The following is a 15,423-nucleotide window of genomic DNA, read 5'->3' as shown; positions in this document are numbered from 1 at the left end:
CTGCTGACCCACCCGACGGACCGCTGACCCCGCGGCCCGGGTCGCACGCGCATTTCCGCACTCGCAGGCGCGCCGGTCGACCCGATCTGCGGCGCGTCCCGGGCGATGCCGACCCCGCGTGCCGAGCGCGAAGGCACCGCGGCCCAAGAGGGGCATCGCGCGAGCCCGCTTTACGCCGCCAGCAGCCTGCGCACCACCGGCCCGGGCTGTCTGAGCCAGCTGAAATGGTCAGCGCGGCGCGGGGCGAACTCGGGGTCGTAGAGGGTCTCGATCTGCCAGCGCGCCTGCGGGGTCTTGGCCGCCAGTGCCTCCAGCGAGGCCCGCGGGCACAGCCAGTCGGACGCCAGATGCAGGGCCCGCACCTCGCCCTTGAACTCACGCAAGGCCTGTTCCGGATCGACGCTGCCCTCGCGGATGCGATAGCGCGCACGGCGTCCGCTGTAGGACCAGTCGCGGATCAGCCCGCGGGCTTCACGCCCTGCGAAGCCCAAGCGCTCGCCGGGGTAATGGCCGAGCAGGATCGCCGACAGCGGCATGAAATGCAGGGCCGCCATGATCCCCAGACCGCGCAGACGCGGGTAGGCGCGCCAGTCCGGCAGGCCACTCGCCAGCACATGCACGCGCTGGAAGCGCCGGGGCTGCAGCGCCGCCGAGATCAGTGCGAGCTGGCCACCCAGACTGTGGCCGGCGATCGACCAGCCCAGCCCCGGCAGTGCAGCCTCCGCAGCGGCGAGTCCCGCGGGAATGTCCTGCTGCAGCAGTTCGCGATAGCCCCAGTCGCAGGTTCGCGAGGCGCGCAGGCTGCTGCCGCCAAGGCCGCGCCATTCGTGGATCGCCACCGCCACCCCCTGTTCGGCGAGCGCGGCGGCAAAGGCTTCGTTGGGGCGGATGCCAACGCCCAGCGCTGGCAGCAGGTAGAGCCCCGCGACCGGCTCCGGCGGCATCGCGAGACGCAGGTCGGCCTCGGCGCCGTCGGGGCTGCGCACGCGCAGGGTGGTGAATGCCGGCTGCATCGGGATCATGGGCGGATGCGGAATTACTGAACCGACGGGTATGCTAACCCGCCGCCGCAGCATGCCACACTGCGCGTCGCGCCAAGGCGCGACCCCACTGTCATCCAAGCCGCAGGGCCGACCATGCACAGGACCGATATGCACCTCGCCACGCCGCTGCACCGCGAAGAACTGCTCAATGCGCTGACCCACGGTGTCGGCGTGTTCGCCAGCGCCGCCGCCGGCGCCGTGCTGATCACCCTCGCCGCGCTCTGGGGCGATGCCTGGCAACTCGGCACCGCCATTGTCTTCGTGGTCACGCTGTCGCTGCTCTACATCGCCTCGACCCTGTACCACGCGGCGCGCCATGAGCGCCTCAAGCAGCGCCTCAAGGTGCTCGACCACTGCGCGATCTTCCTGCTGATCGCGGGCACCTATACCCCCTTCACCTTGCTTGGCCTGCGCGACAGCTGGGGCTGGACCCTGTTCGGCGTGATCTGGGTGCTGGCCGTGCTGGGCGTAGTGTTCAAGCTGTTCTTCACCGGACGCTTCCCGCGCCTGTCGACGATGATGTACATCGCCATGGGCTGGCTGATCGTGATCGCCTTCGGCCCGATGGTCGAAGAGCTGTCCACCGCCACCATCGCCTGGCTGCTCGCCGGAGGTGCGGCGTACACGCTCGGCACCCTCTTCTACCACCGGGATTCCCTGCCCTACGCGCATGCCATCTGGCACCTCTTCGTACTCGCGGGCAGCAGCTTCCACTTCGTCGCCGTCAGTACCCAGGTGCTGGCCTCGAACTACTGATGGCCGGTCTGCCGCGGGTGCTGCTGACGGGTTTCGAGCCTTTTGACGGCGAGCCGATCAACCCCGCGCTGGAAGTGCTGCATGAGCTTTCGGGCGAACGCATTGCCGGCCATCGGGTCGAGCCCGCTGCCCTGCCGGTGTGTTTCTCGGATGGCCCTCGCGCGCTGATCGATGCCATCGAGCGCGTCAAGCCGAGCCTGGTGGTCTGCGTCGGCCAGGCCGGTGGCCGCGCGCGGATGTCGATCGAGCGCCTCGCCATCAACCTCGCGGATGCGCGCATCGCCGACAACAGCGGCGCCCAGCCCATTGATAGCGCGCTGATCGAGGGAGCGCCAAACGCCTACTTTGCCTCGCTGCCGGTGAAGGCGCTGCACGCCAGCCTCAACCAGCACGGCGTGCCGGCCGAGCTCTCGCTGTCCGCCGGCACCTACGTCTGCAACGCGGTGTTCTTCGCGCTGATGCATCACCTCTCGACGGTGCGCCCCGGCGTGCGCGGCGGCTTCATTCACATCCCCTACCTGCCCGAACAGGCCTGCCGGCATCCAGGCGCGCCCAGCATGTCGCTGGCGACCCTGGCCAAGGGCCTGGGCATCGCCATCGGCACGGCGCTGGAGACGCCAAGCGATCTGCGGGTGGCGGGGGGCGTGGAGTGTTGAGTGCGGCGCCGGGCTGGAAACAGCGAGGCAGGATCACGCTCTGGCGATACACCGAGAATCAGAAGCACTTTCCCGGTTGGCATCTGAATGCGGATGGCGAGGGCTGCGCCTCACTCCTCGAACTGATCCATGCGCTGCGTCGGCACCCTGACAGCGAGGGCAAGGTACGTCTCTCTGAGCCGTCGCCGCGGCAACTCGCAATTCCCAACAACCGGGCAGCCGCCTGGATCGCCCCTCAACTGTGGGTGATCCGACGGGATCCAGGCGGCGAGCACTGGCACTTCCCCAGCCCATCCGAGCCGGCAACGCTGCGCGCGGGTACCGGCTGGCTGGAACAGGTGCGCAGCGGCGTAGCAGGAATCCCAGCCAAACAGGGCGATCACTCCATCGGCCCTCGTCGGTCCAGCGCATCCAGGCTCTGGTTCTGGTTGGGACCGGGCTGATCGTCAGCCGAGGACATCAAGTCTCACGCGAGCTGCCCCCTCTCCCCCGGCCCCTCGCCCACAAGGGGAGAGGGGAGAGGGGAGCAAGCAGCGACTTCGCGCGGCGCGCAGGTTTTCAACATGCGCTGCCTGACTTGAGCAAAGCCAAGCCAGGCCCCGCCGCAGCGATGCTATGTTCCGCCCCATGTCCGATACGACCACCCTGCCCGCCCGCATCGAGCGCACGCCGACTGGCCTCGCGCTCCGCGGCGACTGGACGCTGGCGAATGCACGGCCGCTGGCGGAGTCGGCGTCCGTGCTCGGAAGCATCGAGACAGACGCGGCCTTCGACTGCACCGGCCTGCATCGCCTCGACACCTGCGGCGCGCTGATCCTGCTGCGTCTGCTGCAGCGCGCCGGCCATGGCGACACCCTCGAGAATCTGCAGGGACTGCGCCCGGCCGATGCCGATCTGCTGCGTCTGCTGATCGAACGCCGCAGTGCGCCGGCAGCACCCAGGGCGCGGCCGCACGGCTTCATCGCCGTGCTGGCGCGGATGGGCGCGGCGCTGGAAAGCTTCTGGCTCGATACCCGCCAACTGCTGGGTTTCGTCGGCCTGACCCTGGCCACCCTCGCGAAAGTGCTGAGCGGGCGCCGTCGTCTGCGCCTGACCTCGACGGTCTTCCACATGGAGCAGACCGGCCTCGACGCCGTGCCGATCGTGGCCCTGCTGACCTTTCTGGTGGGCGCCGTGGTGGCCTTTCTGGGCGCCACCGTGCTGCGCGATTTCGGCGCGTCCATCTTCACCGTGGAGCTCGTGGCCTATTCCTTCCTGCGCGAGTTCGGCGTGCTGCTCACCGCCATCCTGCTGGCCGGGCGCTCGGGTAGCGCGTTCACCGCGCAGATCGGTTCGATGAAAAGTCGCGAAGAGCTCGACGCCATCCGCGCGCTCGGCCTCGATGCCGTCGAGCTGCTGGTGCTGCCTCGGCTTCTCGCGTTGCTGATCATGCTGCCGCTGCTGACCTTCATCGGCATGATGAGCGGCCTGCTCGGCGGCGCCCTGGTCGGCTCGGCCGCGCTCGACATCAGCCCGGGCATGTTCATAAGCCGGCTCTACGAGATGACCGAGATCCGCCACTTCTGGGTGGGCATGATCAAGGCGCCGGTATTCGCCTTCCTGATCGCGGTGGTCGGTTGCCTCGAGGGCATGAAGGTCGCCGGCAGCGCCGAGTCGGTCGGCCGCCACACCACCTCGTCGGTGGTGCAATCCATCTTCCTGGTGATCCTGTTCGACGCCCTGTTCGCGATGTTCTTCATGGAGCTCGGCGTATGAATGCACCGACGCGCGAGGCGGTGATCGAGGTGCGCGGGCTGATCTCGCAGTTCGGCGCACAGCGCGTGCATGACGGCGTCGACCTCGACCTCTACCGCGGCGAAGTGCTGGGGGTGATCGGCGGCTCGGGCGCGGGCAAGTCGGTGCTGCTGCGCTCGATCGTGGGCCTGAAGCAGCCCGATGGCGGCACGGTGCGACTGTTCGGTGACGACACCACCCACCTCGACGAAGAGGCTCGACGGCCCTATGAGCGCCGCTTCGGCCTGCTCTTCCAGGACGGCGCCCTGTTCTCCTCGCTGACGGTGATCGAGAACGTCAAGGTGCCGCTGCTGGAGTATTACGATCTGCCCGCGGACCTGCTCGACGAGCTCGCGCTGCTGAAGATCCGCCTCACCGGCCTGCCAGCCGAAGCCGCGCACAAGTACCCGAGCCAGCTCTCGGGCGGCATGCGCAAGCGCGCGGGGCTGGCACGCGCACTGGCGCTGGACCCGGAGATCCTGTTCCTCGACGAGCCGACCTCGGGCTTGGACCCCATCGGCGCGGCGGATTTCGACGCGCTGATCCGCACGCTCAGCGCTGCACTCGGCTTCAGCGTCTTTCTGGTCACCCACGACATGGACAGCCTGTACGCCATCTGCGATCGGGTGGCCGTGCTGGCCGACGCTCGCGTACAGGTGGCCGACACGGTCGATGTGGTGGAAGCCCATCCGCACCCGTGGATCCGCGAATGCTTCAATGGCCCACGCGGTCGCAGCGCGCAGGCGCAAACGATGAGGACCTGAGCTCATGGAAACCCGCGCCCACCACGTGCTGATCGGCAGCTTCGCGCTGGCCGTGCTCGTGCTCGCCTTCCTGTTCGTGCTCTGGCTGGGCAAGCTGTCGCTCGACCGCGAATGGGCCTACTACGACGTGCTGTTCGCCGAGGCCGTCACCGGGCTCACCGTCGGTTCGGCCGTGCAGTACAACGGCATCCAGGTCGGCGAAGTGCGGCGGCTGCAGCTGGCGCCGGAAGACCCCAGCCAAGTCATCGCCCACATCCGCGTCGGCAGCGATACGCCGGTCAAGACCGACACCACGGCCAAGCTCACCTTCACCGGATTGACCGGTGTCGCGATCATCCAGCTGGGAGGCGGCAGCGCGGAGGCGCCGCGCCTGGAAGCGCCCGACAACACCGTGCCGCGGATCGTCGCCGAAGATTCCGCCCTGGCCAAGCTGTTCGCTTCGGGCGAAGACGTGGTGCTCAACGTCAACCAGCTGATGGCGCGCGCATCGAGCCTGCTCAGCGAAGGCAACGTCGAGAAAGTGAGCGCGACCCTCGCACACATCGAATCGCTGAGCGCCACGCTCGCCGAGCATGGCGATGCGGTCGGCCGGGCGCTCGAGGATCTTTCCGCCGCGGGTCAATCGCTGCGCACCTCGCTGGCCCAGGCCGAACAGCTGCTGCAGCGGCTGGATTCGATCGCCGCACGTGCGGACGGCCTGCTGGCCAGCGACGCAGAGCCGATCCTGTACAGCCTGCACGAAACACTGGAGGCCACGCGACGCCTGGCCGACAGCACCCAGCAGCTGGTCGAGCACAACCGCGCGGCGATCGATCGGTTCGGCGAACAGGGCCTGCCGCAGCTGGCCCCCACCCTGGCCGAGCTGCGCGAGACGCTCGCGCGACTGTCGGCGCTCAGCCAGCGCATCGAGCGCGATGCCTCCGGCCTGCTGCTGGGCCGCGACCAGCCCAAGGAGTACGACCCGCGATGAGTGCCTTCCCCTGTGTTCGTCGGCCGCTGGCTGTCCTGGCCCGGATGGGCGCCGTACTGATGCTCGTGGCACTCGGCGCCTGTGCGCTGCCGCAGGCGCGCGAGGGCGAGACGCGGGTGTTCGCGCTCAGCGTCGACATCGCCGCTCACGCAGGTGGCAACGGGAATCGACAGGTGCTGGTGGACGCGCCCTCGGCGGCCGGCCTGCTCGACTCCGATCGCATCGTGGTGCGTGCTGGCGTCGACGAGCTTGGCCTGCTGCGCGGCGCGCGATGGAGTACGCCCCTGCCGCAGCTCTGGCAGGGACTCGTGATCCGCGCCATCGAGGACGACGGCCGCCTGCGCGCCGGCCGCGAGCGCGACGTGCTGGCCGGCGACGAGCGGCTGATCGGCGAGCTGCGCCGCTTCGAGTTCGAGCGCGAGACACAGCAGGTACACATTCACTTCCACGCCAAGCGCGTGGACCCGCGGCAGCGCATCGTCGCCGAACGTGACTTCAAGGCCTCGGCCGGGGTGCGCGCGGGTGACGCGGCCGCGGTGGTGGCGGCGTTCAACGAGGCGAGCGCGGCGGCGCTCTCAAGTTTGATCGAGTGGCTGGTCGCGGAACGGCCTTGAGGCACTCGCGCAGGCCCCATTGAGCCGGAGCGGCCTGTGGTCCGAGCGGACGGGGTCGAGCTTGGGGCAATACGGATCGCGTCCATCCTGGCCTTGATCAGTGCTCGCGAGTCCTGCCCAGATCCGGACTCGCTGGCGCTGGATCAATCACTTGCACGCTCGATCCGCGGACGCGGCCTCGATGGCGCGCGATAAGACTGATTTCTTCAGCCTTGCCTTGGGTTCAGCAACTGAAGCTCAGCGCGATCCGTCCGGGGCGAGCATGCAGCCCATGATGGGCCCTTGCCCACTCTGGGCTCGATCCTGCGACGCCGTACGGAACGGCATGGGACAAAACATATCTTTTCATCGCGATGCATGTGTGGTCTTATTCGGCGCCCGCCCCTACCGCCAACACCCGCCATGTCCGCCCTGTCCGCCTGCACGCCCGCTTCCAGCCCCAAACGCATCGACCTCGTCCTGATCGGCGCCCGCGGCCGCGTAGGCAGCGCGTTCCGGGCGCGCCTCGCGGAGCGCAGCGAGATCCTGAGGGCTGGGCTGGGTATCGATCTGCGCCTGCGCGCGGCCTATGACCGTCGCGGCCTGGCGGAAAGCGAGCACGGTCTCGATCCGATCGGCGTGGACGCACTGCTCGCGCCGCGCAGCGCCGGCGATCTCGACCGCTTGTGGGCGCGAGTGGGCAGCGCTGCCCACACGGTTGCGGTGGACTGCACGGCCAGCGATGAGGTCGCGGCTGACTACCCGGCCCTGTTGGGTCGAGGCATCGCCATCGCCGCCGCCAACAAGCATGCCGGCGCGCGCCCCTGGGCCTTCTACAGCACGCTGCAGGAGCGTGCGCGGCGCACGCCCTGGCACTACGAAACCACGGTCGGGGCAGCGATCCCGGTGCTCGGCCCGCTGCGCGATCTGCGCCTGCGCGGCGAGCGCGTGCTCGGCATTCGCGGCCTGCTGTCGGGCTCGCTGTCCTACCTGCTCTCGCGACTGCATGAAGGCGCGGCCTTTTCCGAGGCGGTGATCGAGGCGCGCGATCTGGGCTACACCGAGCCCGATCCGCTGGAGGATCTGGGCGGCCAGGACGTGGCGCGCAAGCTGCTGATCCTTGGGCGCGAAGCCGGCTTCCCGCTGGAGCCCAAGCAGATCGCGGTCGAGCCGCTGACGACCGCGAGTGCCATCCATGGCGACGCCCTGCAGAAGGCGCTGAGGGCGGAGGACGCGCACTGGCGCGAGCGGATCACGGCCGCAAAGGCGCGGGGCGAGCGCCTGGTCGTGGTGGCTCGAGTCGGCCCGGCAGGCGGCCGGGTCGGCGTCGCCTCGTTGCCTCTCGACGATGTGTTGGCAAGTGCGCGGCCGCGCGAGAATGTGCTGGAGATCCGCACTGATCTGCAGCAGCAGCCGCCGCTCACCCTGCGCGGGCCTGGCGCGGGAGCCGAAGTCACGGCGGCGGGCGTGTTCAGCGACGTCCTGGCGGCTGCGCAGCGGCTGAGCCTCTGAGAACCTGCACCCCACCCCCGGCCGACCGGCCCTGCGCGTGGGCTTGTCGCTCGCCGTTGGATGTGAAGCGCGGACGCCCCTCTTCGAGAGGCGCACCATGTCACCCCTGCGAAACCGGAGCGTGGCGAGCTCAGCGGCGGCTGAGCAGGAACTCCGCCAGCGCCAGATCGGCCGGGGTCGTGATCTTGAGATTGTCGTCCGCGCCTTCCACCAGCAAAGGCCGCACGCCAGCGCGCTCCATGGCCATGGCCTCGTCGGTGACCGCGGGCGACTGCGCCTCGGCCGCCTCCAGGGCAGCCAGCAGCGCCTGCAGGGGAAACAGCTGCGGCGTCAGCGCGCGCCACAGGCCTGCGCGCGGCTCGGTGCCGAGCGCGCGCTGATCGCGAGCTGGTCGCGCGGGATCCACGCGCTTCAGCGTGTCGCGTACCGGCGCCGCCAGCAGACCGCCCTCGCCTGCCGCAAGGCAGCGCGAGATCAGGCGATCGAGATCTTCCGCACGCAGACACGGCCGCGCCGCATCGTGCACCAGCGCCCACAGCGCGTCGGCATCCTCCCGCGCGGCCAGCAAGCGCAGCGCGGCACGCACGCTGTCGGCGCGCTCGGCACCGCCCTCGACGCGCAGGACGGGCTTGCCATCGAGCGTTGTCCAACCCGGCCAGCGCGCGTCGCCCGCACTGAGCGCAACCACGGCGCCGGCCACCTCGGGATGGGCCAGCACCGCGCGCAGGCTGTGCTCGAGCACGCTGCCTCCAGCCAGCGTCAGGTACTGCTTGGGAACGGCGGAGCCCATGCGCTGGCCGCTGCCAGCGGCGGGGAGTACCGCCCAGACGCGCGGACTCATTGCCGCGGACGCGACACGGCGGTGGGTGTGCCCTCGACGGGCTCGGAGGACGCCGGCTCAGGCACCTTGTCGCCATCCACCACGCGGTAGAACACCTCGCCGGGCTGGATCATGCCCAGCTCGGCGCGCGCTCGCTCTTCGACCGCGGACGCGCCTTCCTTGAGATCGAGAACCTCGGCTTCCAGCGCGGCATTGCGCTGCTCCAGCTGGCGGTTCTCGACACGCTGGCGCTCGACGGCCTTCGCCAGCTCCTCGACCTGGGCCCGCCCGCCCGCACCGGTCCACAGCTGCACCTGCAGGTAGACCAGCAGGGCAAGCAGGGCAAGGATGGCGAGTCGGAACATGCGGGCCCAGGCGGGGCGCGGGGTTCAGCGGAAGTGCTTGAGCTGCGGGAACGCGGCGCGACCGGCGTAGCGCGCCGAAGCGCCCAGCGCTTCCTCGATGCGCAGCAGCTGGTTGTACTTGGCGACGCGATCCGAGCGGCACAGCGAGCCGGTCTTGATCTGGGTGGCCGTGGTCGCCACCGCGATATCGGCGATGGTGGTGTCCTCGGTTTCGCCCGAGCGGTGCGAGATCACCTGCGCGTAGGTGGCGGCCTCGGCCATCGCGATGGCCTCCAGCGTTTCGGTCAGCGTGCCGATCTGGTTGACCTTGATCAGGATGGCGTTGGCGATGCCCTTGGCGATGCCCTCGCGGAAGATCTTGGGGTTGGTCACGAACAGATCGTCACCCACCAGCTGCACGTTTTCGCGCAGGCGCGCGGTCAGGCCGGCCCAGCCGTCCCAGTCGTCCTCGGCCATGCCGTCTTCGATGGTGATGATCGGGTACTGACGGGTCCAGCCGGCCAGGAAATCCGCGAACTGCTCGGAGGACAGACGCTGGCCTTCGCCGACCAGCTGGTACTTGCCGTTCTCGTAGAACTCGGACGCCGCGCAGTCGAGACCGAGGTAGATGTCCTCGCCGGCGCGATAGCCGGACTTGCCGATCGCCTCCAGGATGACCTCCACGGCCTCCTCGTTGGAGCGCAGGTCCGGCGCGAAGCCGCCCTCGTCGCCGACAGCCGTCGACAGGCCGCGGCCCTTCAGCACCGACTTCAGCGCGTGGAAGATCTCGGTGCCCGCACGCAGGGCCTCGGCGAAGCTCGGCAGGCCGACCGGCAGCACCATGAACTCCTGCATGTCGACGTTGTTGTCGGCATGCGCACCGCCGTTGATGATGTTCATCATCGGCACCGGCAGCAGGGCCTGACGATCGCCCAAGAGGTGCTGCCACAGCGGCAGACCGCGGGCGGCAGCCTGCGCATGCGCATTGGCGAGCGACACGCCCAGCAGCGCGTTGGCGCCGAGGTGACTCTTGGTCTCGGTGCCGTCCAGCGCGATCATCCGCTGGTCCAGGCCCGCCTGATCGGCACCGTCGAAACCGCGCAGGGCGTCGTTGATCGCGCCACGCACATTGGCCACCGCGCGGGTCACGCCCTTGCCGAGGTAGCGCGTGCGGTCACCGTCGCGCAGCTCCACCGCCTCGCGGGTGCCGGTCGACGCGCCCGAGGGCACGGCGGCGCGGCCGACCTGGCCGGATTCCAGCGTGACTTCGGCTTCCAGCGTGGGATTGCCGCGGGAGTCGAGGATTTCGCGGGCGTGGATGCTGCGGATCGTGCTCATGAGGGTTTCCGTGAGGGTGGGAATTCGCGGTAGCTAAGGATCGGGCCTCGCGGCGCAGGCCGCTCAACCCCTCTCGATGAAAGGCCGCTTCTTCACAACCCGGTCGATCTCGACCAGGCTTTCGAGCAGCTCGGCCATTCGGCCCAGCGGCCAGGCGTTGGGGCCGTCGGACAGGGCGTTGTCGGGGTCGGGGTGGGTCTCGGCGAACAGGCCGGCGATGCCCACGGCCACGGCCGCGCGTGAGAGCACCGGCACGAATTCGCGCTGGCCGCCGCTCTTGCCGCCGGCGCCGCCGGGCAGCTGCACCGAATGGGTGGCGTCGAACACCACCGGGCAGCCGGTGTCACGCATCACGCTCAAGCTGCGCATGTCGGACACGAGGTTGTTGTAGCCGAAGCTCACCCCACGCTCGCAGGCCATGATCTGGGTGTTGCCGGTGGCCTTGGCCTTGTCGGTGACGTGCTTCATCTCCCAGGGCGAGAGAAACTGGCCTTTCTTGATGTTCACCGGCTTGCCGGCGCGCGCCACCTTCTGGATGAAGTCGGTCTGCCGGCACAGGAAGGCCGGGGTCTGCAGAACGTCGACCACGCTGGCGACTTCGTCCATCGGCGTGTATTCGTGCACGTCCGTGAGCACCGGCACGCCGAGCTGGCGCTTCACTTCAGCCAATACCTTCAGGCCCTCTTCCATGCCCGGGCCGCGGAAGCTGGTCGCCGAAGTGCGGTTGGCCTTGTCGAAGCTCGACTTGAAGATGAAGGGCACGCCCAGCTTGGAGGTGATTTCCTTGAGCGTGCCGGCAGTGTCGATCTGCAGCTGCAGGGACTCGATGACGCAGGGCCCGGCGATCAGGAACAGCGGCTTGTCCAGGCCGACTTCAAACCCGCAGAGATTCATGCGCTGGCCTCCTTCGCGGCAGCCGCCTTGTGCTCGCGCGCGGCGCGGATGAAGCCGATGAACAGCGGGTGGCCGTCGCGCGGGGTCGAGGTGAATTCAGGGTGGAACTGGCAGGCCACGAACCAGGGATGCTGCTCGCGCGGCAGCTCGACGATCTCGACCAGCAGATCGTCCATCGACTTGCCGGCGATCACCAGGCCCGCGTCCTCCAGCTGGGTGCGGTAGTAGTTGTTGAACTCGTAACGGTGACGGTGGCGCTCGCCGATCACATCGCGGCCGTACAGCTCGCGCGCGCGGGTGTTGGGCTTCAGGCGGCACTCCTGCAGGCCGAGGCGCATGGTGCCACCGAGGTCGGAGGCCTCGGTGCGGCGCTCCACTTCACCGGTGGACGTGCGCCACTCGGTGATCAGGCCGATCACCGGATGGGCGACGTTGCGGTCGTTCTCGGTGGTGTTGGCATCGCGCAGTCCGGCGACGTTGCGGGCGAAATCGACCACCGCCGCCTGCATGCCGTAGCAGATGCCGAAGTAGGGAATGCCCTGCTCGCGCGCATGCTGCACGCTGCGCACCTTGCCCTCGAAGCCGCGATCGCCGAAGCCGCCGGGCACGAGGATGGCGTCGACGCCGGCCAGCACCGACACGCCCTCACGCTCGACATCTTCGGACTCGATCCACTTCAGACGCACGCGCGTGCGCTGGCGCAGGCCGCCGTGCTTCAGCGCCTCGCCGACCGACTTGTAGGCGTCCTGGTGGTCGACGTACTTGCCGACGACGGCGACGGTGACCTCGTCCTCGGGGTGGTCGACCGCATCGATCACCTCCATCCAGTCGCCCAGCTCGGCCGCACGCTTGGCCGGCAGATGCAGCTGACGCACGACCAGCTCGTCGAGCTGCTGCTCGTGCAGCCAGGGCACGATGCTGAAGATGTTGGCGACGTCGATCGCCGAGATCACGGCCTTTTCGGGCACGTTGGTGAACAGCGCGATCTTGCGGCGCTCGCCTTCCGGCAGCGGCTGCTCGCAGCGGCACAGCAGCACATCGGGCTGGATGCCGATGCTGCGCAGCTCCTTCACCGAATGCTGGGTGGGCTTGGTCTTCAGCTCACCGGCGGCGGCGATGTAGGGCACGAGCGTCAGGTGCATGAACAGGGCCTTGTCCGGCCCGCGCTCGCTGCGGATCTGGCGGATCGCCTCAAGGAAGGGCAGCGACTCGATGTCGCCGACGGTGCCGCCGATCTCGACCAGGCCGACGTCGTAACCCGCGGTGGCGGCATCGATGCAGCGCTTGATCTCGTCGGTGATGTGCGGGATCACCTGCACCGTCGCGCCGAGATAGTCACCGCGACGCTCCTTGCGGATCACGTTCTCGTAGATGCGTCCGGTGGTGATGCTGTTCATGCGGCCGAGCCGCGTGCGCACAAAGCGCTCGTAGTGGCCGAGGTCGAGGTCGGTCTCGGCGCCGTCGTCGGTGACGTAGACCTCACCGTGCTGGAAGGGGCTCATGGTGCCGGGATCGACGTTGATGTACGGATCCAGCTTCATGAGGGTCACGCGCAGGCCGCGCGATTCCAAGATAGCCGCGAGTGCGGCTGAAGCGATGCCCTTGCCAAGCGAGGACACCACGCCACCGGTGACGAAGATCAGGGGAGTCATGGGGGAACACGCAGCGGGAAAACGCGATTCTACAGGCGGAAGGCGCGGGGCGCCTCTCCGGGTGCGCCCGACAGCGCCCCAGCCACTGCCCCGCCTTGGCGGCCCGAGCCGCCTCGATGGTGCGCCCTCAAGCTTCGATAGCGGCATCCGGCAGGCCCGACAGCGATAGCGCCCGCGGGAGCAAGGCGATCAGCGCGGACTCACGTGAAGGGGCTCAGGTCGAGGGGGTGGACGCGCCGAACTGCCAGCCGGCCTGCTGCACCAGAGGCTGCCACTGCGGGTCAGGCGGCGACAGCCCGAACAGCCGGAATTCAGTCTGCGGGGACTCGCGCTCCCAGCCAGCACAGCGGAGCTCGCTGTCGAAGCCGGCGGCGCACCGCCGAGAGCAGAAGTCGTAGTCCTGATTGGCGAGCCAGCGCTCGACCCAGGTCGGCCTGACGGTTCCCAACACCTGCGCCAGCGCATCCGCGGCCTCGGCCAGGCGCATCGGCCGGGGCGGCAGAAGCACGCAGTCAGACGCGCTCAAGCGCCCTCCCGATCGACCTCGACCCGATCACGCCCGCTGCGCTTGGCGGTGTACATCGCGGCGTCGGCGCGACGGATCAGGGATTCGAGCGATTCGCCCGGGCGCTGGCGTGCCACACCAATGCTCAAGGTGAGCCTGGGCGATTCCCCCTGCGGGCCCTCGGCGGCGAAGCGCAGGTTCGAGGCAGCGCGGCGCAGCTGTTCGGCGATGCGGGCGGCCGCATCGAGGCCACAGCGCGGCAGCGCAGCGACCAGCTCCTCGCCACCGTGGCGAGCCAGCAGGTCATGGGCGCGCAGACTGCGCTTGAGGCAGGCGGCGACATCGGCCAGGGCGCGGTCGCCGAGGTCATGGCCGTGGGCGTCGTTCAGGGCCTTGAAGTGATCGAGGTCGATGAACAGCACGCAGAGCCCATCGGGCTGGTCCGCCATCAGGCGGCGCACGCGTTCGCTCCAGGCCCGGCGATTGAGCAGGCCAGTCAAGGGATCGACGTCGGCGAGGTGGCGCGCCGAGTCGCGATCGCGGCGCAACTCCATGCTGCGGTAGGCGAGGCCTGCCGACAGCACCAATGCCTCGAAAGCGCCGGCGCCCATGCCAGCGTTGTCCAGCCAGCGCCAGGCGCTGAACAGGCCGAACATCTGCAGGCTGCCCATCACCGTCACCGCCAGCAGGGGCGCCCAACCGATGGCGAAGATCAGGGCATAGCGCGAGCCGCGCAGGGCGGCCCACAGCGCCGTCACCAGCAGCAGCGGACCGCCGAGGATGATCAGCGGGTTGGTCAGCGCGCGCGCAGCCTGCACCCATGCTTCGGAAGGCAGCACCGAGGCGAGGCTGGAGAGAACGATCGCGCCGGCCAGAAGGTGCAGGCCGCGACGCAGGCGGGGGGCGTACACATCAAGGTGGGCGAAGCGATCGAGGAACATGGCGGCGCAGGCCACGGCGGCGGCGGTGGCGATACGCCCGGAAAGCGGGCTGCCCCCGGCGGTAAAGCTCAAGCCCAGGGGAGCGGCGAGAAACCCGCTCTGCAACCCGAGGATCCACACGTAGGCCAGCAGATAGCCGGCGTACCAGAGAAAGCTTGAATCGCGCAGGTAGGCTGCGAACAGCAGGGCCATCATCGCCATGGCCACCATCACTGCAAGCGTGGCGCCGGCATAGGCCAGCCAGGCGGCGTCCTGCGCCCGATACTCATCGGCGGGCAGCAGGCGCAGGGCGATCGTGGAGGCGAGCACGCCACTTGAGTCCAGATGCACGCGCAGCGGGGCGTTGCCCGGCGGCAATTCGGCCAGGGCGAACGCCACGTCGCCGTGGCCGGCATGCAGCCCCGGCTGCGGGTTGAGGCCACGCGTCCAAGCGCTGCGCTGCTCGCCCTGCTCAAGCTGCACGCGATGCAGGGGCGAGATGCGCAACTGCAGCACCCAGTCGCCGGGTGGCCAGGCCCCTGACTGCGGACGGATCAGCAGGGTCGCGCGCGGCGCGGCGCTGGACAGCACGCGGTTGCGCCAGCCGGGCTCCGGCAAGGGCCGCGCTACGGCGGCAGGCTCTGACTCGGCGGGGAGGACGCGCACGTCCAGCGGAAACTCGCCCGCGGCGGCGCGGACCGGCAGCGAGCCAGCCAGGAGCAGCCACAGTGCGAAGCAGGAAAGGAGGCGGACCATGCCTCGCAGCGAAGCAGGAAACGCGCCATCGCTACAAGTGGAGAGCGTTCGGACCCGGGCTACCCGGCTTGGTGGGTGCACGGCGCTGCGCGGCAGCGGCGAGAAGCGCGTGCCGGCATGAAGGAAT

15 protein-coding genes are annotated in these 15,423 nt (G+C 69.3%); 7 read left to right on the top strand and 8 right to left on the bottom strand.

Annotated elements, in window-relative coordinates; genetic code table 11:
• Positions 1-170: 170 nt before the first annotated feature.
• A complete protein-coding gene (locus tag BLP83_RS02365) occupies positions 171-1,022 on the bottom strand; it encodes an alpha/beta hydrolase family protein (RefSeq protein ID WP_143006523.1) in 852 nt (283 codons plus the stop codon).
• 129 nt (positions 1,023-1,151) lie between these two features.
• On the opposite strand from BLP83_RS02365, the gene trhA reads away from it, so the two are divergent.
• The 7 genes from trhA to BLP83_RS02330 all read left to right on the top strand — a co-directional run bounded on the left by trhA (position 1,152) and on the right by BLP83_RS02330 (position 8,067).
• Positions 1,152-1,799 (top strand): PAQR family membrane homeostasis protein TrhA, encoded by a 648-nt coding sequence (gene trhA / locus BLP83_RS02360; protein ID WP_091238337.1) that lies wholly within the window; start codon positions 1,152-1,154, stop codon positions 1,797-1,799.
• Positions 1,799-2,455: a pyroglutamyl-peptidase I gene (gene pcp, locus BLP83_RS02355; protein WP_218121169.1), complete on the top strand. Its 657-nt coding sequence runs from the start codon at positions 1,799-1,801 to the stop codon at positions 2,453-2,455. The genes trhA and pcp overlap by 1 nt, the downstream gene beginning before the upstream one ends.
• Positions 2,456-3,082: 627 nt before the next feature.
• The gene (locus BLP83_RS02350; RefSeq protein ID WP_091239408.1) at positions 3,083-4,210 is read left to right on the top strand and encodes an MlaE family ABC transporter permease; all 1,128 of its coding nucleotides are present in this window, start codon (positions 3,083-3,085) and stop codon (positions 4,208-4,210) included.
• Positions 4,207-4,992: an ABC transporter ATP-binding protein gene (locus BLP83_RS02345; RefSeq protein WP_091238334.1), complete on the top strand. Its 786-nt coding sequence runs from the start codon at positions 4,207-4,209 to the stop codon at positions 4,990-4,992. The genes BLP83_RS02350 and BLP83_RS02345 overlap by 4 nt, the downstream gene beginning before the upstream one ends.
• A gap of 4 nt (positions 4,993-4,996) precedes the next feature.
• Positions 4,997-5,962, top strand: a complete 966-nt coding sequence (locus tag BLP83_RS02340; protein WP_091238332.1) for an MlaD family protein — start codon at positions 4,997-4,999, stop codon at positions 5,960-5,962.
• On the top strand, positions 5,959-6,576 hold the full coding sequence (locus BLP83_RS02335; protein ID WP_091238329.1) for an ABC-type transport auxiliary lipoprotein family protein: 618 nt from the start codon (positions 5,959-5,961) through the stop codon (positions 6,574-6,576). Before BLP83_RS02340 ends, BLP83_RS02335 begins: the two co-directional genes overlap by 4 nt.
• Positions 6,577-6,978: 402 nt before the next feature.
• Positions 6,979-8,067 (top strand): homoserine dehydrogenase family protein, encoded by a 1,089-nt coding sequence (locus tag BLP83_RS02330; RefSeq protein WP_176763975.1) that lies wholly within the window; start codon positions 6,979-6,981, stop codon positions 8,065-8,067.
• A 130-nt stretch (positions 8,068-8,197) separates the two neighbouring features.
• On the opposite strand, the gene ispD is transcribed toward BLP83_RS02330, so the two are convergent.
• From ispD to BLP83_RS02295, 7 genes are all read right to left on the bottom strand, one after another.
• Positions 8,198-8,908, bottom strand: a complete 711-nt coding sequence (gene ispD / locus BLP83_RS02325; RefSeq protein ID WP_091238323.1) for a 2-C-methyl-D-erythritol 4-phosphate cytidylyltransferase — start codon at positions 8,906-8,908, stop codon at positions 8,198-8,200.
• Entirely contained in the window at positions 8,905-9,252 is a 348-nt protein-coding gene (gene ftsB / locus BLP83_RS02320; protein ID WP_091238322.1) for a cell division protein FtsB, read from the bottom strand. Before ftsB ends, ispD begins: the two co-directional genes overlap by 4 nt.
• Positions 9,253-9,276: 24 nt before the next feature.
• Entirely contained in the window at positions 9,277-10,569 is a 1,293-nt protein-coding gene (eno, locus tag BLP83_RS02315; protein WP_091238319.1) for a phosphopyruvate hydratase, read from the bottom strand.
• A gap of 63 nt (positions 10,570-10,632) precedes the next feature.
• Entirely contained in the window at positions 10,633-11,463 is an 831-nt protein-coding gene (gene kdsA, locus BLP83_RS02310) for a 3-deoxy-8-phosphooctulonate synthase (RefSeq protein WP_091238316.1), read from the bottom strand.
• Complete coding sequence (locus BLP83_RS02305) at positions 11,460-13,115, bottom strand: CTP synthase (protein ID WP_091238313.1); 1,656 nt, start codon at positions 13,113-13,115, stop codon at positions 11,460-11,462. The genes kdsA and BLP83_RS02305 overlap by 4 nt, the downstream gene beginning before the upstream one ends.
• A gap of 214 nt (positions 13,116-13,329) precedes the next feature.
• Complete coding sequence (locus tag BLP83_RS02300) at positions 13,330-13,641, bottom strand: hypothetical protein (RefSeq protein WP_143006522.1); 312 nt, start codon at positions 13,639-13,641, stop codon at positions 13,330-13,332.
• Positions 13,638-15,296, bottom strand: coding sequence for a GGDEF domain-containing protein (locus BLP83_RS02295; RefSeq protein ID WP_176763974.1), 1,659 nt, complete (start codon positions 15,294-15,296; stop codon positions 13,638-13,640). Before BLP83_RS02295 ends, BLP83_RS02300 begins: the two co-directional genes overlap by 4 nt.
• Positions 15,297-15,423 lie beyond the last annotated feature (127 nt).

The sequence above is a fragment of the Aquimonas voraii genome (genome assembly GCF_900101825.1).
Lineage (GTDB): Bacteria > Pseudomonadota > Gammaproteobacteria > Xanthomonadales > Xanthomonadaceae > Aquimonas > Aquimonas voraii.
This window is presented reverse-complemented; position numbering and strand designations above follow the sequence as displayed.

Excerpts from the sequence above, each read along its gene's own strand:
- BLP83_RS02365 (WP_143006523.1), bottom strand. The coding sequence starts at position 1,022 with ATGATCCCGATGCAGCCGGCATTCACCACCCTGCGCGTGCGCAGCCCC.
- trhA (WP_091238337.1), top strand. The coding sequence starts at position 1,152 with ATGCACCTCGCCACGCCGCTGCACCGCGAAGAACTGCTCAATGCGCTG.
- pcp (WP_218121169.1), top strand. The coding sequence starts at position 1,799 with ATGGCCGGTCTGCCGCGGGTGCTGCTGACGGGTTTCGAGCCTTTTGAC.
- BLP83_RS02350 (WP_091239408.1), top strand. The coding sequence starts at position 3,083 with ATGTCCGATACGACCACCCTGCCCGCCCGCATCGAGCGCACGCCGACT.
- BLP83_RS02345 (WP_091238334.1), top strand. The coding sequence starts at position 4,207 with ATGAATGCACCGACGCGCGAGGCGGTGATCGAGGTGCGCGGGCTGATC.
- BLP83_RS02340 (WP_091238332.1), top strand. The coding sequence starts at position 4,997 with ATGGAAACCCGCGCCCACCACGTGCTGATCGGCAGCTTCGCGCTGGCC.
- BLP83_RS02335 (WP_091238329.1), top strand. The coding sequence starts at position 5,959 with ATGAGTGCCTTCCCCTGTGTTCGTCGGCCGCTGGCTGTCCTGGCCCGG.
- BLP83_RS02330 (WP_176763975.1), top strand. The coding sequence starts at position 6,979 with ATGTCCGCCCTGTCCGCCTGCACGCCCGCTTCCAGCCCCAAACGCATC.
- ispD (WP_091238323.1), bottom strand. The coding sequence starts at position 8,908 with ATGAGTCCGCGCGTCTGGGCGGTACTCCCCGCCGCTGGCAGCGGCCAG.
- ftsB (WP_091238322.1), bottom strand. The coding sequence starts at position 9,252 with ATGTTCCGACTCGCCATCCTTGCCCTGCTTGCCCTGCTGGTCTACCTG.
- eno (WP_091238319.1), bottom strand. The coding sequence starts at position 10,569 with ATGAGCACGATCCGCAGCATCCACGCCCGCGAAATCCTCGACTCCCGC.
- kdsA (WP_091238316.1), bottom strand. The coding sequence starts at position 11,463 with ATGAATCTCTGCGGGTTTGAAGTCGGCCTGGACAAGCCGCTGTTCCTG.
- BLP83_RS02305 (WP_091238313.1), bottom strand. The coding sequence starts at position 13,115 with ATGACTCCCCTGATCTTCGTCACCGGTGGCGTGGTGTCCTCGCTTGGC.
- BLP83_RS02295 (WP_176763974.1), bottom strand. The coding sequence starts at position 15,296 with ATGGTCCGCCTCCTTTCCTGCTTCGCACTGTGGCTGCTCCTGGCTGGC.